Annotated in this window: 22 protein-coding genes; 17 read left to right on the top strand and 5 right to left on the bottom strand. The window is 72.4% G+C overall.

What is annotated here, in order from left to right:
• Nucleotides 1–27 precede the first annotated feature (27 nt).
• Both fdhD and KME80_RS02515 read right to left on the bottom strand, forming a co-directional pair.
• A complete protein-coding gene (gene fdhD, locus KME80_RS02520) occupies nucleotides 28–861 on the bottom strand; it encodes a formate dehydrogenase accessory sulfurtransferase FdhD (protein WP_219499782.1) in 834 nt (277 codons plus the stop codon).
• On the bottom strand, nucleotides 858–3,059 hold the full coding sequence (locus KME80_RS02515; protein ID WP_219499781.1) for an FdhF/YdeP family oxidoreductase: 2,202 nt from the start codon (nucleotides 3,057–3,059) through the stop codon (nucleotides 858–860). The genes fdhD and KME80_RS02515 overlap by 4 nt, the downstream gene beginning before the upstream one ends.
• Before the next feature lie 54 nt (nucleotides 3,060–3,113).
• Here KME80_RS02515 and KME80_RS02510 point away from each other — a divergent pair, with 54 nt between their 5' ends.
• The 8 genes from KME80_RS02510 to KME80_RS02475 all read left to right on the top strand — a co-directional run bounded on the left by KME80_RS02510 (nucleotide 3,114) and on the right by KME80_RS02475 (nucleotide 9,189).
• Entirely contained in the window at nucleotides 3,114–3,929 is an 816-nt protein-coding gene (locus KME80_RS02510) for a biotin--[acetyl-CoA-carboxylase] ligase (protein ID WP_219499780.1), read from the top strand.
• A 33-nt stretch (nucleotides 3,930–3,962) separates the two neighbouring features.
• Nucleotides 3,963–4,475, top strand: coding sequence for a PH domain-containing protein (locus tag KME80_RS02505; protein WP_219499775.1), 513 nt, complete (start codon nucleotides 3,963–3,965; stop codon nucleotides 4,473–4,475).
• A 55-nt stretch (nucleotides 4,476–4,530) separates the two neighbouring features.
• Complete coding sequence (locus KME80_RS02500) at nucleotides 4,531–5,616, top strand: S-(hydroxymethyl)mycothiol dehydrogenase (protein ID WP_219499773.1); 1,086 nt, start codon at nucleotides 4,531–4,533, stop codon at nucleotides 5,614–5,616.
• Nucleotides 5,617–6,237: an MBL fold metallo-hydrolase gene (locus tag KME80_RS02495; protein ID WP_219499771.1), complete on the top strand. Its 621-nt coding sequence runs from the start codon at nucleotides 5,617–5,619 to the stop codon at nucleotides 6,235–6,237.
• Between the two features lie 90 nt (nucleotides 6,238–6,327).
• Complete coding sequence (locus tag KME80_RS02490) at nucleotides 6,328–6,504, top strand: (2Fe-2S)-binding protein (protein ID WP_082310492.1); 177 nt, start codon at nucleotides 6,328–6,330, stop codon at nucleotides 6,502–6,504.
• Nucleotides 6,505–6,520: 16 nt separating this feature from the next.
• A complete protein-coding gene (bfr, locus tag KME80_RS02485; RefSeq protein WP_219499769.1) occupies nucleotides 6,521–7,006 on the top strand; it encodes a bacterioferritin in 486 nt (161 codons plus the stop codon).
• A 234-nt stretch (nucleotides 7,007–7,240) separates the two neighbouring features.
• The gene (locus KME80_RS02480) at nucleotides 7,241–7,909 is read left to right on the top strand and encodes a response regulator transcription factor (RefSeq protein WP_043620820.1); all 669 of its coding nucleotides are present in this window, start codon (nucleotides 7,241–7,243) and stop codon (nucleotides 7,907–7,909) included.
• A gap of 2 nt (nucleotides 7,910–7,911) precedes the next feature.
• Complete coding sequence (locus KME80_RS02475; protein WP_219499767.1) at nucleotides 7,912–9,189, top strand: ATP-binding protein; 1,278 nt, start codon at nucleotides 7,912–7,914, stop codon at nucleotides 9,187–9,189.
• A 1-nt stretch (nucleotide 9,190) separates the two neighbouring features.
• Here KME80_RS02475 and KME80_RS02470 read toward each other — a convergent pair whose 3' ends face one another.
• Nucleotides 9,191–9,676, bottom strand: coding sequence for a GtrA family protein (locus KME80_RS02470; RefSeq protein ID WP_308125589.1), 486 nt, complete (start codon nucleotides 9,674–9,676; stop codon nucleotides 9,191–9,193).
• 54 nt (nucleotides 9,677–9,730) lie between these two features.
• Nucleotides 9,731–11,011, bottom strand: a complete 1,281-nt coding sequence (locus KME80_RS02465) for a PucR family transcriptional regulator (RefSeq protein WP_308125588.1) — start codon at nucleotides 11,009–11,011, stop codon at nucleotides 9,731–9,733.
• A 137-nt stretch (nucleotides 11,012–11,148) separates the two neighbouring features.
• Between KME80_RS02465 and KME80_RS02460 the strand changes: the two genes are divergently transcribed.
• From KME80_RS02460 to purE, 7 genes are read left to right on the top strand one after another with little or no spacing between them, the layout of a single operon-like run.
• Complete coding sequence (locus tag KME80_RS02460; RefSeq protein ID WP_219499763.1) at nucleotides 11,149–12,135, top strand: DUF917 domain-containing protein; 987 nt, start codon at nucleotides 11,149–11,151, stop codon at nucleotides 12,133–12,135.
• Entirely contained in the window at nucleotides 12,132–13,466 is a 1,335-nt protein-coding gene (locus KME80_RS02455) for a hydantoinase/oxoprolinase N-terminal domain-containing protein (RefSeq protein WP_246643766.1), read from the top strand. The genes KME80_RS02460 and KME80_RS02455 overlap by 4 nt, the downstream gene beginning before the upstream one ends.
• Nucleotides 13,467–13,489: 23 nt before the next feature.
• The gene (locus tag KME80_RS02450; protein WP_219499761.1) at nucleotides 13,490–14,797 is read left to right on the top strand and encodes a purine-cytosine permease family protein; all 1,308 of its coding nucleotides are present in this window, start codon (nucleotides 13,490–13,492) and stop codon (nucleotides 14,795–14,797) included.
• 12 nt (nucleotides 14,798–14,809) lie between these two features.
• Complete coding sequence (locus tag KME80_RS02445; protein ID WP_219499752.1) at nucleotides 14,810–16,327, top strand: hydantoinase/oxoprolinase N-terminal domain-containing protein; 1,518 nt, start codon at nucleotides 14,810–14,812, stop codon at nucleotides 16,325–16,327.
• Nucleotides 16,320–17,393, top strand: a complete 1,074-nt coding sequence (locus KME80_RS02440) for an S-methyl thiohydantoin desulfurase family protein (RefSeq protein ID WP_219499750.1) — start codon at nucleotides 16,320–16,322, stop codon at nucleotides 17,391–17,393. The genes KME80_RS02445 and KME80_RS02440 overlap by 8 nt, the downstream gene beginning before the upstream one ends.
• The gene (locus KME80_RS02435) at nucleotides 17,390–18,538 is read left to right on the top strand and encodes a 5-(carboxyamino)imidazole ribonucleotide synthase (RefSeq protein WP_219499748.1); all 1,149 of its coding nucleotides are present in this window, start codon (nucleotides 17,390–17,392) and stop codon (nucleotides 18,536–18,538) included. Before KME80_RS02440 ends, KME80_RS02435 begins: the two co-directional genes overlap by 4 nt.
• Entirely contained in the window at nucleotides 18,535–19,047 is a 513-nt protein-coding gene (gene purE, locus KME80_RS02430) for a 5-(carboxyamino)imidazole ribonucleotide mutase (RefSeq protein WP_219499746.1), read from the top strand. Before KME80_RS02435 ends, purE begins: the two co-directional genes overlap by 4 nt.
• Nucleotides 19,048–19,101: 54 nt before the next feature.
• Here purE and KME80_RS02425 read toward each other — a convergent pair whose 3' ends face one another.
• Nucleotides 19,102–20,415 carry a UDP-glucose dehydrogenase family protein gene (locus tag KME80_RS02425; RefSeq protein ID WP_219499744.1) on the bottom strand — a complete coding sequence of 438 codons (1,314 nt, stop codon included), beginning with the start codon at nucleotides 20,413–20,415 and terminating at the stop codon, nucleotides 19,102–19,104.
• A 126-nt stretch (nucleotides 20,416–20,541) separates the two neighbouring features.
• Here KME80_RS02425 and KME80_RS02420 point away from each other — a divergent pair, with 126 nt between their 5' ends.
• A complete protein-coding gene (locus KME80_RS02420; RefSeq protein ID WP_219499742.1) occupies nucleotides 20,542–21,705 on the top strand; it encodes an acyl-CoA dehydrogenase family protein in 1,164 nt (387 codons plus the stop codon).
• A 196-nt stretch (nucleotides 21,706–21,901) separates the two neighbouring features.
• A complete protein-coding gene (locus tag KME80_RS02415; protein ID WP_219499740.1) occupies nucleotides 21,902–22,447 on the top strand; it encodes a GNAT family N-acetyltransferase in 546 nt (181 codons plus the stop codon).
• Nucleotides 22,448–22,547: the final 100 nt, after the last annotated feature.

Genomic DNA, 22,547 nt, shown 5'->3' with positions numbered 1-22,547 from the left:
GTTCCGACTATAGCAGAACGGAACAGTTCATTCCACTCTGTTGGCGTCCGCGTAGACGTTGCACCGCTCGCCGCGCAGGAACCCGACCAGCGTCATGCCGAACTCCCTGGCCAGGTCCACCGCCAGTGACGAGGGCGCCGACACCGCGCACACCGCCGGCAGGCCCGCGGCCAGGGCCTTCTGCATGATCTCGTAGCTGGCCCGGCCGCTCACCATGAGGACGTGGCCGGACAGCGGCAGCCGCCCGTTCATCGCCGCCCAGCCCACCAGCTTGTCCACCGCGTTGTGCCGGCCCACGTCCTCGCGCACCACGACCGTCTCGCCCTCGGCGGTGAACAGCCCGGCCGCGTGCAGGCCGCCCGTCTTGCCGAACACCCCCTGCCCGGCCCGCAACGCGCCCGGCAGCCCGTACAGGACCTCGGGGGTGAGCCGCAGGTCGCCGGGCGGGAGCGGGCGGCAACGGCCGCGCAGCGCGTCGAGGCTCGCCGAGCCGCACACGCCGCACGCGCTGGAGGTGAGGAAGTGGCGCTCCAGCGCGGGCAGCTCGGGCATCGGGCCGCGCAGCCGCACGGTGACCGTGTTGTAGCGGGCCTCGGGCGGCAGGTCCTCGTCGGTGCAGTAGGCGATCGAGGCGATGCCGTCGTCGTGCGCCAGCCCCTCGCCGTGCAGGAACCCGGCGGCCAGCTCGAAGTCGTGGCCCGGCGTGCGCATGGTGATGGCGATCGTCCGGCGCACGCCCCCCGCGGCCGTCAGGCGGATCTCCAGCGGCTCCTCGGTCGCCAGGTCGTCGCGCCGCTCCACCGCCGAGCCGCCCGTCAGCTCGCGCACGCGCACCCGCCTGCTCGGGCCCGGCCGGGTCACAGCGGCCGCACCGTGACGAGCGCGTTGTAGTCGGGGATGCGGGCCTGCGGGGAGCGCCGCGCCTCGTCCAGCAGCACGTTGCCCTCCGGCCAGTGGACCTGGAGGTTGCCCGGCATCAGCGGCGCCCGCAGCACCTTGCCCCGGTAGGCGCGCTCGCCCGAGCGCAGCTCGACGGGGGCGCCGTCGGGCAGGCCGAGCCGGTCGGCGTCGTACTCGCTCATCAGCACAGCTTCGCGCATCGCGCCGTTGAAGCCGTCGAGGCGCTCGTGGACCATGCTGTTGAACTGCTTGCCGCGCCGCGTCGCCACCATGAACGCGCCGTCGGGGCGCTCCAGCGCGGGCGGCTCGACGGGGGAGAAGCGGGCCAGGCCGTCGGGCGTGGGGAAGCGGCCGCCGGGGCACAGGTGGGCGCCGCCGTACTGGACGCTGTCGCCGAAGCGCTTGAGGCCGGCGATGCCCTCGTAGAACGGGACGGCCCGCTCGATCTCGGCGCGGATCTGCGGGGTGCCGGTGAAGCGCACGTTCGCCGCGATGCCGGGCCGGGTGCGGGCGGCCAGCTCGGTGAAGATCTTCCACTCCGGCCACGCCTCGCCGATCCGCGGCCCCTCCACCTCTGGCGAGAAGATGATCCGCCGCTCGGTCGAGGTCTCGGTCACGCCGCCGGTCATCTCGTAGCGGGTCTGCGCGGGCAGCAGCAGCACGTCGCCCTCGGCGGGCACCAGCATCTGCGACGACAGCACGATGTCGACGTGCACCCGCAGCTTGAGCCGCGCCAGGGCCTCCCGGCAGTAGGCGGGGTCGGGCAGCACCTCCAGGAAGTTGCCGCCGGAGGAGACGAGCGCGTCGAGCTCGCCCGCGTGGGCCGCGTCGATCATGTCGGTCGCGGTCAGCCCCGGCGTGGCGGGCACCTCGAACCCCCACATGCCGGTGAACTTCGCGGCGTTGGCCTCGGTGATCGGCAGCCCGCCCGGCAGCCCGGTCGCGTACGCCCCCATCTCGGCCCCGCCCTGCACCCCGCTGTGGCCGCGGATCGGCATCAGCCCGCACCCCTCACGCCCGACGAACCCGCGCGCCAGCGCCAGGTTGACGATCGCGCGCACGTTGTCCTCGCCGTAGGAGTGCTGCGTGATGCCCATCGACCACACCAGCACCGCCGACCTGGCCTCGGCCAGCAGCTCGGCCATGCGCCGCATGTCGGCGCGGGTCGAGCCGGACAGCGCCTCCAGCGTCTCCCACGACTGCCCGGCCACCGCCTCGCGCACGGCCTCGAACCCGGTGGTGTGCCGCGCCACGAACTCCTCGTCCACCGCGCCGGCCTCGATCAGATGCTTGAGCACCCCGTTGAGGAACCCGATGTCGCCGCCCACGTTCACGCCGAAGAAGTCATCGGTGATCTTCGTCCCGAACACCGCCGACTCGGCGTTGGACGGCACCCAGTAGCGTTCCATCCCCGGCTCGCGGTAGGCGTTGACCATCGCGATCCGGGTGCCGGCCTTCTTGGCGTGGTAGAGGTACTTCATCGCCACCGGCTGGTTGTTCGACGGGTTTGAGCCGATGAAGACGATCAGGTCGGAGCCGATCCAGTCCGTGTAGGAGCAGGTCGTGGCCGCCGCCCCGATCGCCTCCTTGAGCGCCACGGTCGAGGGCGAGTGGCAGATGCGGGCGGCGTTGTCGATGTTGTTGGTGCCCAGCGCCCGCACCGCCTTCTGGGCCGCGTAGTAGTTCTCGTTCGGCATGCCGCGGCTGGTCAGATAGGCGCCGAAGCGGGTGTCGCGCAGCCCGCCTGCGGCCACGCGCAGCGCCTCGTCCCAGGAGACGCGGGTGAAGCCGGGCTCGCCGGCGCGCCGCAGCATCGGGTAGGGGAGCCGGCCCAGCTCGCGCAGCTCGGCGCTCTTCCTGCCGCTGAGCCCCGAGACGTCGCGCAGGAGCGACACGTCCAGCGCGGGCATCGTGTTGAGCGGCAGCAGCCGCAGCCTGATGTTGCACAGGTGGATCTCCGGCATGGTCCAGTCGCGCATGCCCTTGGTGCCCAGGGCGCAGCCGTCGCAGGTGCCCTGGTTGAGGATCCGCCACGCGTAGCGCCGGTTGCCCTTGACCGCCCGGAACGCCTTGACCAGCTCAAGGTAGTTGTTCGGCTTGCGCAGCCCCAGCCCGAACGGCCGCCACGAGGCCCAGTTGCGCGGATCCAGTCTCCTCATGTCCCCATCTTCTCCCCGGCACGGCCATGCCCCCGACCACGGCAAGATGGACGGGTGTCTCGTTACTCCGACCTCGACCGGCCGCCGCTCTCCGAGCAGGCGCTCAACCGAGCCCTGCTGCGGCCCGGCTCCCTGTGGACCGGCGTCACCGTCGTCGACAGCACCGGCTCCACCAACGCCGACCTGGCCAGGGCCGCCCGGGATGGCGCCGAGGAGGGGCGGGTGCTGGTCGCCGAGGAGCAGACCGCCGGGCGGGGCAGGCTCGGCCGCGCCTGGGGCGCCCCGGCCCGCGCGGGGCTGACCTTCTCCATCCTGCTCAGGCCCACCGTGCCGGTCGCCGCCTTCGGCTGGCTGCCGCTGCTGTTCGGGGTGGCCGCCGCGTCGGCGGTGCGCCGCCTGGCCGAGGTCGACGTACGCCTGAAGTGGCCCAACGACCTGCTCATCGGCGAGCGCAAGCTGGCCGGGGTGCTCGCCGAGCGGTCCGGTGACGCCGTCGTCATCGGCATGGGCCTGAACGTGCTGCTCACGCGGGACGAGCTGCCCGTGGAGACGGGCACGTCGCTGGCCGTCGAGGAGGCCGCCTGCCTCGACCGCGACCCGCTGCTGCGGGCGACGCTCCGGGAGATCGACGTCCACTACCGCGAGTGGACCGAGGCGGGCGGCGACGCCGACGCGTGCGGGCTGCGCGCCGCCTACCAGGCGTCCTGCGCGACGATCGGCCGCCGCGTGCGCGTCGAGCTGCCCGGCGGCGGCGCGCTCACCGGCCTGGCCACCGGCGTCGACACCGCCGGGCAGCTCCAGGTCGACACCGGCGCCGAGACCGCCGCGCTGAGCGCCGGCGACGTCGTGCACGTTCGGCCCGCGGCATAGCCGCCGGGGGCGGGGTGGTGGCAGCATGTCCGCATGACCATCCCCGACCATCACCTGACACAGGGTGAGCGGCGCGTGCGGTCCTTCCACCCTCACTGGAAGCGGCTGATCGTGCCTTTCGTCGCGCTCGTGCTCATCGCCGCGGCCACGGGCGCGGCGCTGTACTTCATCCCGGGCACCTGGGAGTACGCCTTCCACGCCCGCGTCGCGGTCGGCGTCATCGCCCTCCTCCTGCTGGTGATCTGGTCGTTCGTGCCCTACCTGCAGTGGAAGAACACCGGTTACGTGCTCACCACGCACCGCTTCTCGATCAGCACCGGCGTGCTGAACAAGTCGACGGACGAGATCCCCATGGCCAAGGTCAACACGGTCAGCTCCGACCAGACGTTCGCCGAGCGGCTGCTCGGCTGCGGCACGCTGGTCGTCGAGTCGGCCGGCGACCGGGGCCAGATCGTGCTGCGCGACATCCCACGCATCCAGGACGTCCGCATGGATCTGTTCCGCCTGGTGGAGGACGCTTCCGACGGCGAGGTCGACGAGCGCTAGTCTCCTGGGCGCGCATCCCTTGCGGAGATCATCCTCCTGACACAAGATGGCTGGCATGCCGTACGAAGTGCAGGGCGTCATCGCCACAGGCAAGGGCCGGGAAGTGGCCATCGAAACGGTGCTGGTGCCGGACCCGGGGCCCGGCGAGGCGGTGGTGAACGTGCAGGCGTGCGGCGTCTGCCACACCGACCTCCACTACCGGGAGGGCGGCATCAGCGACGACTTCCCGTTCCTGCTGGGCCACGAGGCGGCGGGCGTGGTCGAGGCCGTCGGCGAGGGCGTCACCGGGCTGGAGCCGGGCGACTTCGTGATCCTCAACTGGCGTGCCGTGTGCGGCCAGTGCCGGGCGTGCCTGCGCGGAAGGCCGTGGTACTGCTTCAACACGCACAACGCCGCTCAGAAGATGACGCTCACCGACGGCACCGAGCTGTCCCCCGCGCTGGGCATCGGCGCGTTCCTGGAGAAGACGCTGGTGGCCGCCGGGCAGTGCACCAAGGTCTCCGCCGAGGCGCCCGCGTCGGTGGCCGGGCTGCTGGGCTGCGGCGTGATGGCCGGCATCGGCGCGGCGATCAACACCGGCGGCGTGACCCGCGGCGACAGCGTGGCCGTGATCGGCTGCGGCGGGGTCGGCGACGCGGCCGTGCTCGGCGCCTCGCTGGCCGGCGCCGCCAAGATCATCGCGGTGGACGTGGACGACCGCAAGCTGGAGTGGGCGCGCGGCTTCGGCGCCACCGACACGGTCAACTCGCGCGAGAGCGACCCGGTCGAGGCCATCCGCGACCTGACCGGCGGGTTCGGCGCCGACGTGGTGATCGAGGCGGTCGGCCGCCCCGAGACCTACAAGCAGGCGTTCTACGCCCGCGACCTGGCCGGCACCGTGGTGCTCGTCGGCGTGCCGACGCCGGAGATGACGCTGGAGCTGCCGCTGCTCGACGTGTTCGGCCGGGGCGGGGCGCTGAAGTCCTCCTGGTACGGCGACTGCCTGCCGAGCCGCGACTTCCCGATGCTCATCGACCTGTTCCTGCAGCACCGGCTGCCGCTCGACCGGTTCGTCACCGAGACCATCGGCCTCGACCAGGTCGAGGAGGCGTTCGCCAAGATGCACCGCGGCGACGTGCTGCGCTCGGTGGTGATCCTCTAGATGCTCGACAGGGTCATCACCTCAGGCACGTTCTCGCTCGACGGCGGCACCTGGGACGTCGACAACAACGTCTGGCTGGTCGGCGACGCCCGCGAGGTCGTCGTCATCGACGCCGCCCACGACGCCAGGGCCATCGCCGACCGGGTCGGCGACCGCACGGTCCGGGCCATCGTCTGCACCCACGCGCACAACGACCACGTCAACGCCGCCAAGGAGCTGAGCGACCTCACCGGCGCGCCGATCCGGCTGCACCCGGCCGACCAGGTCCTGTGGTCGCAGGTCTACGGGGACGAGGTCACGTACACGCCGCTGGGCGACGGCGAGAAGATCGAGGCCGGCGGGATCGCGCTGCAGGTCCTCCACACGCCGGGGCACGCGCCCGGCGCGGTCTGCCTGTACGCGCCCGAGCTGTGCGTGCTGTTCAGCGGCGACACGCTGTTCAAGGGCGGGCCGGGGGCGACCGGGCGTTCGCACTCGTCGTTCGGCACGATCATCGAGTCGATCCGCGACCGCCTGCTGACGCTGCCGCCCGAGACCGTCGTCCACACCGGGCACGGCGACTCCACCTCGATCGGCGCCGAGGCCCCTCACCTGGAGGAATGGATCACGCGGGGCCACTGAGGTGTGGCTTACCTAACATAGGCAAGCCTTACCGCGGTGGGCTATCTTAGGTGTGCCTTACCTACCCCACCCCTGAGAGGCTCCCCGCGGATGTACGTGTGTGTTTGTCGTGCTGTGACCGAAAACGAGGTCCACGACTGCATCGCCGCGGGCGCGCGGAGTGCGAAACAGGTTCGCGACACCACGGGCGCCGGGGGCGACTGTGCCTCTTGCGTACGGAAGATCTGTGCGATCCTGAAGCGGTCTGAGGAACTGACCACCGCATAGCACAAGGGGCCCGTTCATGCAGGGCGACAAGCAGATCATCGAGCTGCTCAACGAGCAGCTCACGGCGGAGCTCACGGCGATCAACCAGTATTTCCTGCACGCCAAGATGCAGGAGAACTGGGGATACACCAAGCTCGCCGAGCACACCCGCGAAGAGTCGATCGACGAGATGCGCCACGCCGAGCGCCTCACCGACCGCATCCTCTTCCTCGAAGGACTGCCCAACTACCAGCGGCTCGGCACCCTGCACATCGGGCAGACCGTCCGCGAGCAGTTGCAGGCGGACCTGGAGGTCGAGCTGTCGGTGGTGCAGCGGCTGCGGCCGGCCATCCAGCTCATGCGCGAGAAGGGCGACATCACCTCGGCGCGGATCTTCGAGGACATCCTCGCCGACGAGGAGCAGCACATCGACTACCTCGAAACCGAGCTCGGCCTGATGCAGACCCTGGGCGACCAGCTCTACCTGGCCCGCTACGCCGAGCCGCCGTCCGTCGACGACTGAGCCCGCCGCGTTCGATCGCCCGCCGCGCCGACGGCGGGCGCGCGCGTTTCTGGCGCCAACTTTCGCCGCGGGGAACCACGGGGGCGTAACCCTTTTACCCACGGCAATCGCGGTAATTTAATCATGACTAACCGATATTTAGCCGCGTTTGCCCAGGTCAATGGATAGGTCAACGACGAGTCAAACCGCGCGCTGTGCCCGGGAAACGATCGCTTAAGGTCCTACGATCGCTCCATGACCTGCGTACTTCTCGCCGAGGATGACACCTCGATTTCCGAGCCGCTCGCGCGCGCCCTGCGCCGCGAGGGCTATCAGGTTGAGGTGAGCCCCGACGGCCCGCAGGCCCTGGAGAGGGCTCTGTCGGGGGGCATCGACCTCATCGTTCTCGACCTTGGCCTGCCCGAGATGGACGGCCTGGAGGTGGCCCGGCGGATCCGTGCCGAAGGGCACGGCACCCCGGTGCTGATCCTCACCGCCCGCGTCGACGAGGTCGACACCGTCGTCGGCCTCGACGCCGGCGCCGACGACTACGTCACCAAGCCGTTCCGGCTCGCCGAGCTGCTCGCCCGGGTGCGGGCGCTGCTGCGCCGCGGCACCTCCGAGACCCCGGTCGTGCAGGGCGTCCGCATCGACGCCGACTCCCGCCGCGCCTGGATGGGCGAGAAGGAGCTGCACCTGACCACGAAGGAGTTCGACCTGCTCAGGGTTCTGGTCCGCGACGCCGGAAAGGTGGTGACGCGCGAGCAGATCATGCGCGAGGTATGGGACACCAACTGGTGGGGCTCCACCAAGACACTCGACATGCACATCTCGTGGCTGCGCCGCAAGCTCGGCGACGACGCGGCCAAGCCCCGCTACATCACCACCGTCCGGGGAGTCGGCTTCCGCTTCGAACGCGAGTAGGCATGCGCCGACGCCTGCTCACCTCAACCCTGGTGGTGGCGGTCATCGCCGTCCTGCTGCTAGGGGTTCCCCTCGGCATCGTGGTCAGCCGGCTGATCGTCGACGACGCGGCCCAGCAGCTCAGGTCGGAGGCGACCCGTCTGGTCGGGGAGGTCGAATACGCCCGTATCCAAGAGACCCCGCTCGACCCCAAGCAGCTGGAGCAGAAATACCCCGACCGCTACATCCAGATATTCGAGCGCGGAAACCCGCCCAAGGCCACGGTCGTCGGCTCGCAGCCGTCGTCCGGGGAGCAGATGACCGAGGACGCGGAGTCCGACAGCGGCATCTTCGTCCGGGTGAGCCGCGACCGGGCCCAGGTCGAGCAGGACGTCTACGCCCGCCTGCTGCTGATCGTGGCGCTGGCCGTCGCGGCTCTCGCCGTGGCCGTGGGCCTGGCCATCGTGCAGTCACGCCGCCTCACGCTGCCGCTGCAGGACCTGGCCAAGATCGCCGAACGGCTCGGCTCGGGTGACGCCCGGCCGAGCAAGCACCGCTACGGCATCCCCGAGCTCGACCAGGTGGCCCAGGTGCTCGACCGCAGTGCCACGCGCATCTCCGACCTGCTCACCCGCGAACGCGAGTTCGCCACCGACGCCTCCCACCAGCTCCGCACCCCCCTCACCGGCCTCACCATGCGCCTGGAGGAGATCGTCGCCGCCTCCGACCAGCCCGAGGTGGTGCGCGAGGAGGGTGAGGCCGCCATCGTGCAGGCCGAGCGCCTCACGGCGGTCATCGACGAGCTGCTGGCAGCCGCGCGCCGCCAGCGGCACGCCCAGGCCGAGCCGATCTCCATCGACGAGGTGCTCATCCAGCAGGTGACCGAGTGGCAGCCGGTCTTCCGCGGCGTGGGCCGCACGCTCGTGCTCGCCGGCTCGCGCGACCTCAAGGCGCTGGCCACGACCGGCGGTTTCGGCCAGGTCATCGCGACCCTGCTGGAGAACTCCCTGCGCCACGGCGGCGGCACCGTAACGGTCACCACGACCAGTGGTGACAGCTCCGTGGTGGTCGAGGTGGCCGACGAGGGGCCCGGCATCTCCGACGAGATCGCGCCCAAGATCTTCGAGCGCAACGTGAGCGGCGGCGGGGGCACCGGCCTCGGCCTGACGCTCGCCCGCGCGCTGGCCGCCGCCGACGGCGGCCGGCTGGAGCTGGTGCGGCGTCGCCCGGCGGCCTTCGCCGTCTTCCTGCGGCTGGCCGAGGACAACGGCCGCAACCGCGTCGTCAGCGGTCCCGCCTGAGTCAGCGGTCCTGCCTGATCCCCGTGTCGGGCAGCTCCGCGGGGATCGGCTCGGTCGCCTCCAGGAAGACCCACTTCTTGTACGACCAGTAGCGGAACAGCGTGCCCAGGCCGACGCCGATGATGTTGGCGATGTTGGCGCTGACCGGGTCGTCCAGGTGCAGCGTGTAGGTGGTGAAGCCGATCACCAGCACGCCGAACAGCAGCGCGATGCCGTTGAGCAGGAAGAACAGGAAGTATTCGCGCCCCAGCCCGCTCTGCTCGCGGTGGCGGAACGTCCAGAACCGGTTGCCCAGATAGGCGAACGAGGTGGAGATCGCCGTGGCGAACACCTTGGACGTCATCGGCCCGAGGTCGATCGCCAGCAAGAACAGGTTGTACATGCCCGTGTCGATCACGAAGGCGGCGGCACCGACGGTGCCGAACTTGGTCAGCTCATGGACCAGGGCGGCGAAACGCTGGTACAGGCCTTTGGCGAACTGCAGCACGCTCCTGCTCGCCCTTCCTTTTCGGCAGGCATGACGACTTCAGCGTACCGGTTGTCACAACGCCGGACGCGCCGCCCGGCAGGCGAGCTGGAGCGCCAACCTTTGCTGGGGATCGTCCAGGTCCGCGTGGAGCAGGGCTTCTATGCGGCGGATGTTGCGGCTCACGGCGTTTCGGTGCATGTGCAATTCCTCGGCGGCGCGGGCCGGGGAGCCGTGATGGTCCAGGTAGGCGCGCAGGATGCCGATCAGGTGGGCCGGGCGGTCGCCCTTGAGGTCGAGGATGGGCTGCAGTAGCTCCCTGACGGCCTGGTGGGCGGCGTCGGAGGCGTACCACTCCTCCAGCATGCGGTCCAGCCCGGCCAGGTCGTACACGGCGAGCGGGGCCGGGCTGCGCCTGAGCGCCGTGCGCGCCTCGGCGGCCGAGGTGCGCAGGCCGAGCAGGCCCCGGTGCGCGGTGCTCACGCCGCAGCGCAGCTCGGCGCCCGCCGGGCGGACCCGCTCCAGCAGGCGGGCCGCGTCGCGGACGGCCTCGCGCAGGCCGGCCCGGCCCTGGTCGCGGGGGAGTGAGCGGACGACGACCAGCGCGTCACCGGCCAGCGCGCCGTTCCACTCCGGGCCGACGATCTCGCGGGCCGCCCGGACCGCCCTGACCGCCACCGCGTCGAGCAGGGCGTAGCGTTGCGGGCCCTCCTCCATCACCGGTTCGAGGCGGAGCACCACGTGCCAGTCGTCGACCGGCAGCCCCAGCGCGCGGGCGCGCGGGGCCAGCTCCTGGGCCTGCTTCTCCGGCGCGACCAGCAGCTCGGTGAGCAGTTGCGCCCGCGACCTGCCCGCCGGCTCGTCGGCCGGTCCGGCGGCGGCCGCCAGCTCGGCGAAGCGCGCCACGACCTCCACCGCCGTGCCCAGGTGGCCGCCGGGGGCGTCGGCGCCCTCCTCGGGGAGCGGGACGCCGAGGGCCCCGGTCGCCGCCTCGGCGATGCGCTCCGGGGTGCCGCCCGCCCGCAGGATGGCGCGTACGGCGGTGACGGTCCTGGCCAGGGCGTCGGAGGCGTCGCCCGCGACGGCGCGCTCCAGGCCGACGACCAGCGCGGCCAGGTCGCCTCCGGCGGCGTACACCCCGATCCCGCTCCGCTCGGCCAGCATGGCGGCGCTGCGGCCGGCCTCCGCGAGGTCCGGCCCGGTGAGCACCAGCGCGGCGGCGCGGGCGGCGGCGGCGTCGCGCAGCGCGACGTCGAGGCGGTAGGAGCCCGCCTCGCGGGAGGCGGCGGCGGTGAGGACGGCGATCGACCCGGCGGGCAGGCGGGCCACCTCGCGCAGGTCCTCCACGAGCCGCACCCCAGAGAAGGGACCGGCCGGGACAGGCCCGGCCAATCTCTGCAAACCCTCCAGTACGTGTGCCACCCGCACACGATAGCCCCATAAGGGTGCCCCCAGCACACCACTGCTGACCTGCGATTTCGTACCGTGAACAGGTGGACATCGGAACCGGGCTGCTGCCCGCGTTCGCCAGAGGGTGCGCCGTGCTCGGCTCGGGCGGCGGCGGCCCCGTCGCGATCGCGCGCGCGGCGGCCATGCAGGCGCTGGAGGACCACGGCCCCGTCGCCGTCGTGCGGCCCGGCGACCTCGCCCCGGACACGCTCGTCATGCCTGTCGGCACGGCCGGCTCGTCGGCGGTGATGTCGGAGCGGATCTGCGGCGTCAACGAGCCCGTCCACCTGCGGGCCAAGGTCGAGGAGCTGTTCGGCGCGCCCGTCGGCGCGGTCATGGCCAGCGAGATCGGCGGCGCCAACGGCTGCCTGGCCGTCGCCTGGGCCGCCGTCACCGGGCTGCCGCTGGTCGACGCCGACGGCATGAGCCGCGCCTTCCCCGGCATGGACCAGACGGTCATGGAGCTGCACGGCGTCCCGCCCACGCCCGCCGTGGTGTGCGACGAGCGCGGGCGCACCCTCGTCATCGAGAACGTGACGGGCCGCTGGCTGGAACGGCTGGTCAGGGCCTCGCTGGAGGCGTTCGGCGGCCAGGTCGCCACCAGCGAGTACATCCTGCGCGGCGGCCAGGTCGCCGCCTGCACGGCCGTCGGCTCCGTCACCCGCGCGCTGCGGCTCGGGACCTCCCTCCCCGAGCCGCTCATCACCGGCAAGGTGGCGGAGACGTCCGGGACCATCCTCATCGAGGGCCTGGGTCGCGACCTGGGCAGGCTCGCCAGGATCGAGGCGGGCAGCGAGTTCCACGCGGTCATCGAGGACGGCGCGCCGCTGGCCCTGGTCCCCGACGTGATCGCGCTGCTCGACACCCGCACCGAGGAGGTGCTGCGGGTCGAGCAGATCCGCTACGGCCTGCGCGTCAGCGTCGTCACCGTCCCCTGCGACCCGATCTGGCACACCCCCGCCGGTCTGCGCCTCGCGGGCCCCGCGGCCTTCGGCCTGGCGGGGCTGACCGGCGAGGGGAGGCCGTCATGAGCCCCGGGGTCGAGCGGCGGCAGGTCGGCATGGTGCGGGCCGGGGTGGACGTCGGGCCGACCAACACCGACGCCGCCCTGCTCGACGACGCCGGGCGCGTGCTCGCCACCGTCAAGGTCGCCTCCGTCCCCGACGACCCGGTGGCCTGTGTACGCGCCGCGCTCGGGGCGCTGCCTCCGCACGAGTCCGCCCAGGTCGCGGTGGGCCTGCGCGGCGCGGCCACCGCCGTGACCCGGCGGCGCGGCCTGCGCCGGGTGGCGGTGCTGCGCATCAGCGGCGAGTCCGGCCGCGCCGTACGCCCCCTGTCGGGCTGGCCGGAGGACCTGCGCGCGGCCGTCAGCGCCGGGACGGCCACCGTCGCCGGAGGCGGCGGCCTGGACCGGGAGGACTGGACCCCGCTGGACCGCGACGCCGTGGCCCGCTTCGCCGCCTCGGCGGCGGGCGCCGCCGAGGCCGTCGCCGTCACTGGGCTGTTCTCCCCGCTGGACGGCCGCCAGGAGCGGGAGGCCGCCGAGATCATCCGGGCCGAGGCCGGCGACCTGCCGATCTCGCTCTCCGCCGAGCTCGGCTCGATCGGCCTGCTGGAACGCGAGAACGCCACCGTGCTGGACGCCGCCCTCTCGGGCTTCGCCGGAGCCGTCGCCGAAGGGCTGGCCGAGACGCTGTCGGGCCTGTGCCCCGGCGCGGCGGTGTTCGTGACGCGCGGCGACGGCACGCTGATGAGCCTGGAGCACCTGGCCAGGCATCCCGGGCTGAGCCTGGGCAGCGGCCCCGCCAGCGTGCTGCGCGGCGCGGGCGTGCTCGCCGGCCTGCACGACGCCGTGGTCGCCGACGTGGGCGCGGCCCGCGTCCGCGTCGGCGTGCTGGCCGGCGGCTTCCCCGAGGAGGCGGTGCGCGGGGCCGGGATCGGCGGCGTGCCCGTGGGCCTGCGCATCCCCGGCCTGATCCGGGTGCCGCGCCCGATCGACCCCGCCGAGCTGGCCGAGGCCGTCGACCGGCTGCAGCCCGGCCCGGCGCGGCTCCCGCTCGTCGTGGTCGGCGGCGGCGCGCACGCCGTCCCCGGCGGCCTGCACCCCGCGCACGGGCTGTGCGCCGGCGCCATCGGCGCGGCCGTCAGCCCCGTCGGCGGCCAGTACGAACGGATCGTCCGGCTGCCCAGCGCCGCCGCGCGTGAGGCCGTCGCCGAGGAGGCCAGGGCCGCCGCCGTGCGCGCCGGGGCCGACCCGCGCGACGTGGCGCTGGTCGAGGTGGCCGAGACCCCGCTCGACTACCTGCCCGGCTCCTTCGTCAGGCTCCGCGCCCGCGCGGCCGGCCGCCCCTCGCATCTGTGAACCCCCCTGAGAAAGGCGAGCACGTGACCACCGACTCCGACTATCCCCTTGAGCGGGTGCCGCAGAGCGCGCGGTACCCGTGGTTCAACGTGGCCGTGCAGCGGTTCGGCCAGCTCTCCGACCTGACGCAGTTCCTGCTCGGCGCGACCCTCGGCGCCGGCCTGTCGTTCTGGGGGGCGTTCTGGGCGTTCACCCTCGGGTCGGTCATCCTGGAGGTCGTCTGCATCTTCGTCGGCATCGCCGGCATGCGCGAGGGCCTGTCGACGTCCATGCTGGCCCGGTGGACCGGCTTCGGCCGCTACGGGTCCACGCTGATCGGGATCGTCATCACGCTGAGCCTGTTCGGCTGGTTCGGCGTGCAGACCGCGGTGTTCGCGGCCGGGCTGCACTCGATCATGTCGTGGCTGCCGCTGTGGGCGTGGTCGCTGATCGCCGGGATCGGCGTGACGCTGCTGGTCATCCGCGGGTTCAAGGCCATGGGGATGACCGCGTTCATCACCGTGCCGGCGTTCCTCGGGCTGGCCGGGTGGGCGATGTGGGTGGAGATCTCCCGCCACGACCTGGGCACGCTGGTGGCCTCGCCGCCGTTCGGCGAGCCCATCAGCATCGCCACCGGCGCCACCATCGTGGCCGGCTCGTACATCGTCGGCGCCGTCACCACGCCCGACATGACCAGGTTCAACCGCAACACCGGCGACGTGGTCAAGCAGACGCTCGTCGGCATCTCGCTCGGCGAGTACGTGCTCGGCCTCGCGGGCGTGCTGCTGGCCTACGCGGTCAAGACGTCGGACGTGATCGCGATCATCACGGCGTCGTCCGGCGTGGTCGGCGTCATCGTGCTCATCTCCGCCACCGTCAAGATCAACAACTGGAACCTGTACTCCTCCACGCTCGGCCTGCTCAACGCCGTCGAGACCACGACCGGCGTGCGGCTGAACCGGGTCACGGTCACGATCGGCGTCGGCGTCCTCGGCAGCGTGCTCGCCGCCCTCGGCATCCTGGAGCGGTTCACCGACTTCCTGCTGATCCTCGGCGTCATCACGCCGCCGATCGCCGGGATCATGGTCGCCGAGTACTTCGTGGTGCGCCGCTGGCGGCCGGTGCTCGACGCCTCACGCGCCGCCGGGCGGCTGCCCGACACCGAGCCCGCCTGGGTGCCCGCCACGCTCGTCATCTGGGCTGCCGCCGCCCTGTTCGGCTGGCTCAGCGAGCACTACCAGTGGATCGGCATCCCCGCGCTCAACTCCCTCCTGCTCGCCGGACTGGCCTACGTCGTCGCCGGCCGGCTCGGCCTGGTCCGCGCCAGCCGTGAACAGCCCGTCCTCGCCTAGAAAGTCCCGTACATGCGCATCGGCATCGACGTCGGCGGCACCAACACCGACGCCGCCCTCATCGGCGACGGCGGCCAGGTGCTCGCCACCGTCAAGTCCCCCACCACCGAAGACGTCACCGGCGGCGTCGCCGCGGCCATCGCCGGGCTCGGCGCCACCGAGGCGTCGGCCGTGATGATCGGCACCACCCACTTCGTCAACGCCCTCGTCGAGGCCGCCCGGCTGGAGCCCGTCGCCGCCGTCCGGCTCGGCCTGCCCGCCACGGCCGCGCTCCCGCCCCTGGTCGACTGGCCCGACCGGCTGCGCGAGGCCGTCGAGGGCGCCGTCTACCTGTGCCACGGCGGCCACGAGTACGACGGCACGCCCATCTCCGCCCTCGACCCCGGCGAGCTCCGGCGGGTCGCCGCCGACATCCGGGCCCGCGGCCTGCGGACGGTCGCGATCTCCTCGGTGTTCTCCCCGGTCAGCGCCGACTCCGAGCGCCAGGCCGCCGACATCCTGGCCGCCGAGCTGGGCCCCGAGGTCCACCTGTCGCTGTCCCACGAGATCGGCAGGGTCGGCCTGCTGGCCAGGGAGAACGCCACCATCGTGAACGCCGCCCTGCGCCCGCTCGCCGGCCGTACGGTCGCGGCGTTCGCCGAGGCGCTGGCGGTGGCGGGCATCCGGGCGCCGCTGTTCCTGTCGCAGAACGACGGCACGCTCATGGACGTGGACCACGCCCGCCGCTACCCGGTGGCCACGTTCGCCTCCGGGCCGACGAACTCCATGCGCGGAGCCGCGTACCTCTCGGGGCTGACCGACTGCGCGGTCGTCGACATCGGCGGCACCACCACGGACGTCGGCATCCTGAACGGCGGCTTCCCGCGCGAGGCCGCGGGCGAGGCGCTGGTCGCCGAGGTGCGCACCAACTTCCGCATCCCGGACGTGCTGTCCATCGGCATCGGCGGCGGCTCGATCGTCGCCCCCGAGGGCAGCGTGGGCCCGCGCAGCGTCGGCTACCGGCTCACCGCCGAGGCGCTGGTGTTCGGCGGCGGCACGCTGACCGCGACCGACCTGGCCGTGGCCGCGGGGCAGGCCGTCGTCGGCGACCCCGCCCGCGTCACCGGCGTGGACCACGAACGCCCGCTGAAGATCATCGCCGAGCGCGTCGCCGAAGCGGTGGACCGCATGCGCACCAGCGCCGCCCCGCTGCCCGTCGTCCTCGTGGGCGGCGGCAGCATCCTCGTCGGCGAGCTGCCCGGCTTCGCCGACGTGCGCCGCCCCGACCACTACGAGGTGGCCAACGCCGTCGGCGCGGCCATCGCCCAGGTCGGCGGCGAGGTCGACCGGGTGTTCTCGGGCCCGCGCGAGAGCGTGCTGGCCGAGGCCAAGAACGAGGCGGTCGCGCGGGCCGAGCGCGCCGGGGCACGCGCGGGCAGCGTGCGGATCGTGGACGTGGAAGAGCTGCCGCTCGCCTACCTGCCGGGTGACGCCACCCGGGTCAGGATCAAGGCCGTCGGCGACCTGGACCTGGAGAAGATCGATGCGTGAGATCGGGATCGACCGGCTCGACGACCTGGCGCGCGGCGCCGGCATCCTCGGCACCGGCGGCGGCGGCGACCCGTACGTGGGCAAGCTGCTGGCCCGCGAGGCCATCCGCAGGCACGGCCCGGTGACCGTGTACGACATCGACGAGGTGCCCGCCGACGCCACCGTCGTCGCCGTGTCCGGGATGGGCGCGCCGACCGTGCTGCTGGAGAAGCTGCCCGCCGGCACCGAGGAGCTGACCGCGCTGCGCGCACTCGAAGCCGTGCTCGGCCGCCCCGCCACGCACATCGTGCCCATCGAGATCGGCGGCGTGAACTCGATGATCCCCATCGCGGCCGCCGCCCAGGCCGGGCTGCCGCTCGTCGACGGTGACGCGATGGGCCGGGCCTTCCCCGAGGCCCAGATGGTGCTGCCCACCCTCATGGGCGTGCCCAACACGCCGATGGCCGTCGCCGACGACAAGGGCAACACGCTCGTCGTCGACACCGTGTCCAACCAGTGGGCCGAACGCATCACCCGGGCCGCCTGCGTGCAGATGGGCTGCCAGGTCTCCTGCGCCGACACCGTGCTGCGCGGCGACCAGCTCCGCGACGGCCTGGTCCCCGCCACGCTGACGCTCGCCGAGAACCTCGGCAAGGCCGTGCGGCGGGCCCGCGCCGCCAACGCCGACCCGGTGCGCGCCGCCCTGGACGTGCTCGGCGGCGTCAAGCTGTTCACCGGCAAGGTCGTCGACGTCGAACGCCGCACCACCGGCGGCTTCGCCCGGGGCAACGCCCGACTGGAGGGCACGGGCACGCTGGAGCTCAGCTTCCAGAACGAGCACCTGCTCGCCCGCCGCGACGGCGAGATCGTGGCGACCACCCCGGACCTGATCTGCGTCCTCGACACCGACTCCGGCGAGCCCGTCACGACCGAGGCCATGCGCTACGGGCTGCGCGTCACCGTCATCGCCGCGCCGTGCGACCCGCGCTGGGCCTCGCCCGCCGGGCTGGAGCTCGCGGGGCCCCGCTACTTCGGCTACGACTGCGACTACCTGCCCCTTCGGGGTAGGTATGCTCAAGTCACGTGAACGCATACAGTCCCATCGGCCCCGTGGTCGGCATCGTCGGCGCGGGACAGCTCGCCAGGATGACCCAGCAGGCCGCCATCGCGCTCGGGGTGGAGCTCCGGGTGCTGGCCAACGCCCCCGGAGAGAGCGCCGCCCGGGTCATCGTCGACACCCGCATCGGCGACTACCGTGACCTGGCCGACCTGCGGGAGTTCGGCAAGGGCTGCGACGCGATCACGTTCGACCACGAGCACGTGCCCACCGAGCACATCCGGGCGCTGGCCGCCGGCGGCCTCCAGGTCCACCCCGGCGCCGACGCGCTCGTCCACGCCCAGGACAAGGCCGTCATGCGCGAGCGGCTGACTGCCATCGGCGCGCCCTGCCCGGCGTGGGCCCGCGTGTCCGACGCCGCCGAGGCCGTCGCGTTCGCCCAGGAGCACGGGTGGCCGTTCGTGCTCAAGGCGATCCGGGGCGGCTACGACGGGCGCGGTGTGTGGGTGTGCCGCACCGAGGCCGACGTGACCGAGGCGTTCGCGGCCGGGGTGCCGCTGATGGCCGAGGCGTTCGTCCCGTTCGAGCGGGAGCTGGCCGTGCTCGTCGCCCGCTCCCCGCACGGGCAGGGCGTCAGCTACCCGGTCGTCGAGACCGTGCAGCAGGACGGCATCTGCGTCGAGGTGCTCGCCCCCGCCCCCGGGCTCGACCCGGAGGAGGCCGCCCAGGCGCAGCGGGTCGCGCTCAACATCGCCCACGAGCTCGGCGTGACCGGGCTGCTGGCCGTCGAGATGTTCCAGACGGCCGGCGGGCTGGTGGTCAACGAGCTGGCCATGCGGCCGCACAACAGCGGCCACTGGACCATCGAGGGCGCCCGCACGTCGCAGTTCGAGCAGCACCTGCGGGCGGTGCTCGACCTGCCGCTCGGCTCGCCGTCGATGACCGCTCCCGTGGTCGTGATGGCCAACCTGCTCGGCGGCGACGACCCCGACCTGTTCAAGCGGTACGAGCACGTCATGGCGCACGACCCCGGCGTGAAGGTGCACTTCTACGGCAAGGAAGTGCGTCCCGGGCGCAAGATCGGGCACGTCACGGTGACGGGCGACGACCTCGACTCCTGCCGCGCCCGCGCCCGCCACGCCGCCGTCCACCTCACCACCGGGGAGTACGCATGATCGGCATCGTCATGGGAAGCGACTCCGACTGGCCGGTGATGAAGCTGGCCGCGGAGGCCGTCGCCGAGTTCGGGGTGCCGTTCGAGGCCGACGTCGTGTCGGCCCACCGGATGCCTGCCGAGATGATCGACTACGGCACGCAGGCGGCGTCCCGCGGCATCCAGGTGATCATCGCTGGGGCCGGCGGGGCCGCCCACCTGCCCGGCATGCTCGCCTCCGTGACGCCGCTGCCCGTCATCGGGGTGCCGGTGCCGCTGAAGTATCTCGACGGGATGGACTCGCTGCTCTCCATCGTGCAGATGCCCGCCGGGGTGCCCGTCGCCACCGTGGCGGTCGGCGGCGCCCGCAACGCCGGGCTGCTGGCCGTACGCATCCTGGCCGCCTCCGACGCGGGGCTGCGGGAGCGGATGGTGACCTTCCAGGAGACGCTGAAGGAGCAGGCGCACGCCAAGGGCGCGCGGCTGCGCGCCGAGGCGGCGTCGCTCGCCGAGACGCGGCCGCTCTCGTAGGGGCCGCGTCACACCACGTACCCGGCGCGCTGCGTGAGTGGCGCGCCGGAGGTCTCAGGGGCGGCCGAGAGCCCGGTAGTGCCAGCCCGCCGAGCGCCACGCCTCGGCGTTGAGCGCGTTGCGCCCGTCGACGATCCTGCGCGTGGCCACGACCGAGCCGAGCTCCTCCGGGTCGAGGGCCACGAACTCGTCCCACTCGGTCAGCAGCAGCACGACGTGCGCCCCGCGCACCGCCTCCACCGCCGACGCGCCGTAGTTGAGCTCCGGGTGCGCCTTGCGCGCGTTGTCCAGCGCGATCGGGTCGTAAACCGTGACCTGGCCGCCCTGGTGCCCGATCGTCACGGCGACGTCCAGCGCCGGTGAGTCGCGGATGTCGTCGGAGTTCGGCTTGAAGGCCGCGCCGAGCACGCCCACCGTGCAGCCCCGGAACGAGCCGCCGGCCAGCTCCCTGGCCAGGTCCACCATCCGCGCCCGGCGGCGCATGTTGATCGCGTCGACCTCGCGCAGGAACGTCAGCGCCTGGTCCGCGCCCAGCTCGCCGGCCCGCGCCATGAACGCCCTGATGTCCTTGGGCAGGCAGCCGCCGCCGAAGCCGAGCCCCGGGTTGAGGTAGCGCCCGCCGATGCGGTCGTCGTACGACAGGGCCAGCGAGAGCTGCTGCACGTCGGCGTGGGCGGCCTCGCACACCTCGGCCATCGCGTTGATGAAGGAGATCTTGGTGGCCAGGAAGGAGTTGGCCGCCGTCTTGACGAGCTCGGCCGTGGGGAAGTCGGTGACGACCATCGGCACCTCGCCCAGCGGCTCGTACACCTCGCGCAGCATCTTCTCGGCCCGCTCGCTGCGTACGCCGATCACGATCCGGTCGGGGTGGAGCGTGTCCTGGACCGCGAAGCCCTCGCGCAGGAACTCGGGGTTCCACGCCAGCTCGGCCTGGGTCCCGGCCGGGGCCAGCAGGGCGAGCTTGTCGGCCAGCCGACCCGCGGTGCCCACCGGCACGGTCGACTTGCCGACCACCAGGCACTCACGGTCGAGGTAGGGGGCCAGCGACTCGATCGCGGCGTCCGTGTAGGACACGTCGGCGGCGTACTCGCCGCGTTTCTGCGGGGTGCCGACGCATACGAAGTGCACGTCGCCGAAAGCGCCCACCTCCTCGTAGGAGGTGGTGAACCGAAGCCGGCCGGATTCGAGCCCCCGGCGCAGCACCGGCTCCAGGCCGGGCTCGTGGATCGGGAGCTCACCGTTGTTGAGACGGCGGATCTTGTCGGCGTCGATGTCGAGGCCGAGGACGTCGTATCCGAGATCAGCCATGCAGGCCGCATGGGTGATGCCCAGGTAACCGGTCCCGATCACCGTGAGGCGATATGGCACGAGTGAACTCCTTTCGATCGCCGTGGCATGCTACCGGCTCTTGGCTACCCCCTTCGTGCCACCTGGGCATACCCCGCAAACCGTACCGACTGGTAACAAGATGCTCGGACGTCCTAGTATCTCTGTATGGACTTTCCTCTGTACGCGCCCGCCGAAGAGCACGACATGCTCAGGGACACGGTCAGGGCCCTCGCCGACGAGAAGATCGCCCCGCGTGCCGCCGAGGCGGACGAGAACGAGGAGTTCCCCTGGGACGTCTACAAAGCCCTGGTCGCCGCCGACCTGCACGCCGTCCACGTACCTGAGTCCTACGGCGGAGCCGGGGCCGACGCCCTCGCCGCGGTCATCGTCATCGAGGAGGTCGCCCGCGCGTGCGCCTCCTCCTCGCTGATCCCCGCCGTCAACAAGCTCGGCACCGTCCCGCTGCTGCTGTCGGCGTCGGAGGAGCTGAAGTCCGCCTACCTCCGCCCCGTCGCCACCGGCGAGGCGATGTTCTCGTACGCGCTCTCCGAGCCGGAAGCCGGATCCGACGCCGCCGCCATGAAGACCCGCGCCGTCAAGGACGGTGACCACTACGTCCTCAACGGCACCAAGATGTGGATCACCAACGCCGGCGTGTCCGAGTACTACACCGTCATGGCCGTGACCGACCCGTCCGCCGGGGCGCGCGGAATCTCCGCCTTCGTCGTGGAAAAGTCTGACGAAGGCGTCTCCTTCGGCCCCAAGGAGCGCAAGCTCGGCATCAAGGCGTCACCCACCCGCCAGGTCATCCTCGAGAACGTCCGCATCCCCGAATCCCGCATGATCGGCGAGCCCGGAACCGGCTTCAAGACCGCCCTGGCCACGCTCGACCACACGCGCGTCACCATCGCCGCCCAAGCGCTCGGCATCGCCCAGGGAGCCCTCGACTACGCCGTGGGCTACGTCAAGGAGCGCAAGCAGTTCGGCCGGCCCGTGGCGGACTTCCAGGGGCTGCAGTTCATGCTGGCCGACATGGCGATGAAGCTGGAGGCCGCCCGGCAGCTCACCTACCACGCGGCGGCCAAGTCCGAGCTCGCCATGCACGGCAAGCCGCAGAAGGACCTCACGTTCCTGTCCAGCGCCGCCAAGTGCGCGGCCTCGGACGCCGCCATGGAGATCACCACCGACGCGGTGCAGATGCTGGGCGGGTACGGGTACACGAAGGACTTCCCGGTGGAACGCATGATGCGCGACGCCAAGATCACCCAGATCTACGAGGGGACCAACCAGATCCAGCGCATGGTCATGGCCAGGCAGCTGCTCAAGTAGGCGCCCAAAGGCATGGCCTTCGCCGGCGAGGCGCTTCGCGCCGTCGAGCTCATTGGGGGGCACAGCCCCCCAAACCCCCAGCATAAAGCGCTTCGCCGCGTCGATAAGCAGGGGCCGGACTGGGTGTGTCGCCCGTTCTCGATCCCCTGGTAAGGGCGCCTTCTGGGCCTGGTCGGTGCTGGTTTAGGTTGGGCGGGTGGGGACTTATGGGGAGCTGCCAGCTGAGCTGGTGACCGAGCGGTTGCGGTTGCGGGCCTGGGTGCCGTCGGATGCCGAGGGCTACCACGGATTGTGGCTGGAGCGGGATCCCCGGGTGCCGTCGGCGCGGCGGGTCGACGACGAGGGGCGGCCGACGGTCGAGGACCTTCGCGGCCGGATCGTGGACGATCCGCGGGGAGCGGAGCCCGGGCTCGGGTTGTTCCCGGTCGAGCTGCGGGACACCGGGGAGTTCATCGGGTACTGCGGGCTGATCGTCGGCCAGGCGTCCTTCGACGAACCCGAGATCGCGTACGAGCTGGCGCGGCGGGCGCACGGTCATGGGTACGCGACGGAAGCCGCCCGCGCGGTCCTGGAGGCCGCGGTCCGGACGGGGCGGCGACGGCTCTGGGCGACCGTGCGGGAGTGGAACGCGCCCTCGTTCCGCGTCCTTGAGAAGCTCGGGTTCCACCCCAGTGGCCGCGTCACCGAGGACGCCGAGCACGGCGACTCGATCTGGATGACGCGCGCACTCGACCCGAGGTAGCGGCGCGAGCGTCTCCAGAAGCCCTATCGGCGGCCCGCCACGCGGACGGCCAGGCCCAGAGCTCGGCTCCGGTCGCGCCCGGACTGAACGGGAGCGCCCG

The sequence above is a fragment of the Nonomuraea ceibae genome, from assembly GCF_019396325.1.
In the GTDB taxonomy this organism is placed as follows: domain Bacteria; phylum Actinomycetota; class Actinomycetes; order Streptosporangiales; family Streptosporangiaceae; genus Nonomuraea; species Nonomuraea ceibae.
This window is presented reverse-complemented; position numbering and strand designations above follow the sequence as displayed.

Coding starts and splice junctions, on each gene's coding strand:
- KME80_RS02505 (WP_219499775.1), top strand. CDS start 3,963: ATGACCATCCCCGACCATCACCTGACACAGGGTGAGCGGCGCGTGCGG.
- KME80_RS02480 (WP_043620820.1), top strand. CDS start 7,241: ATGACCTGCGTACTTCTCGCCGAGGATGACACCTCGATTTCCGAGCCG.
- bfr (WP_219499769.1), top strand. CDS start 6,521: ATGCAGGGCGACAAGCAGATCATCGAGCTGCTCAACGAGCAGCTCACG.
- KME80_RS02420 (WP_219499742.1), top strand. CDS start 20,542: ATGGACTTTCCTCTGTACGCGCCCGCCGAAGAGCACGACATGCTCAGG.
- KME80_RS02490 (WP_082310492.1), top strand. CDS start 6,328: ATGTACGTGTGTGTTTGTCGTGCTGTGACCGAAAACGAGGTCCACGAC.
- KME80_RS02495 (WP_219499771.1), top strand. CDS start 5,617: ATGCTCGACAGGGTCATCACCTCAGGCACGTTCTCGCTCGACGGCGGC.
- KME80_RS02455 (WP_246643766.1), top strand. CDS start 12,132: ATGAGCCCCGGGGTCGAGCGGCGGCAGGTCGGCATGGTGCGGGCCGGG.
- KME80_RS02440 (WP_219499750.1), top strand. CDS start 16,320: ATGCGTGAGATCGGGATCGACCGGCTCGACGACCTGGCGCGCGGCGCC.
- KME80_RS02515 (WP_219499781.1), bottom strand. CDS start 3,059: ATGAGGAGACTGGATCCGCGCAACTGGGCCTCGTGGCGGCCGTTCGGG.
- KME80_RS02475 (WP_219499767.1), top strand. CDS start 7,912: ATGCGCCGACGCCTGCTCACCTCAACCCTGGTGGTGGCGGTCATCGCC.
- KME80_RS02500 (WP_219499773.1), top strand. CDS start 4,531: ATGCCGTACGAAGTGCAGGGCGTCATCGCCACAGGCAAGGGCCGGGAA.
- KME80_RS02445 (WP_219499752.1), top strand. CDS start 14,810: ATGCGCATCGGCATCGACGTCGGCGGCACCAACACCGACGCCGCCCTC.
- purE (WP_219499746.1), top strand. CDS start 18,535: ATGATCGGCATCGTCATGGGAAGCGACTCCGACTGGCCGGTGATGAAG.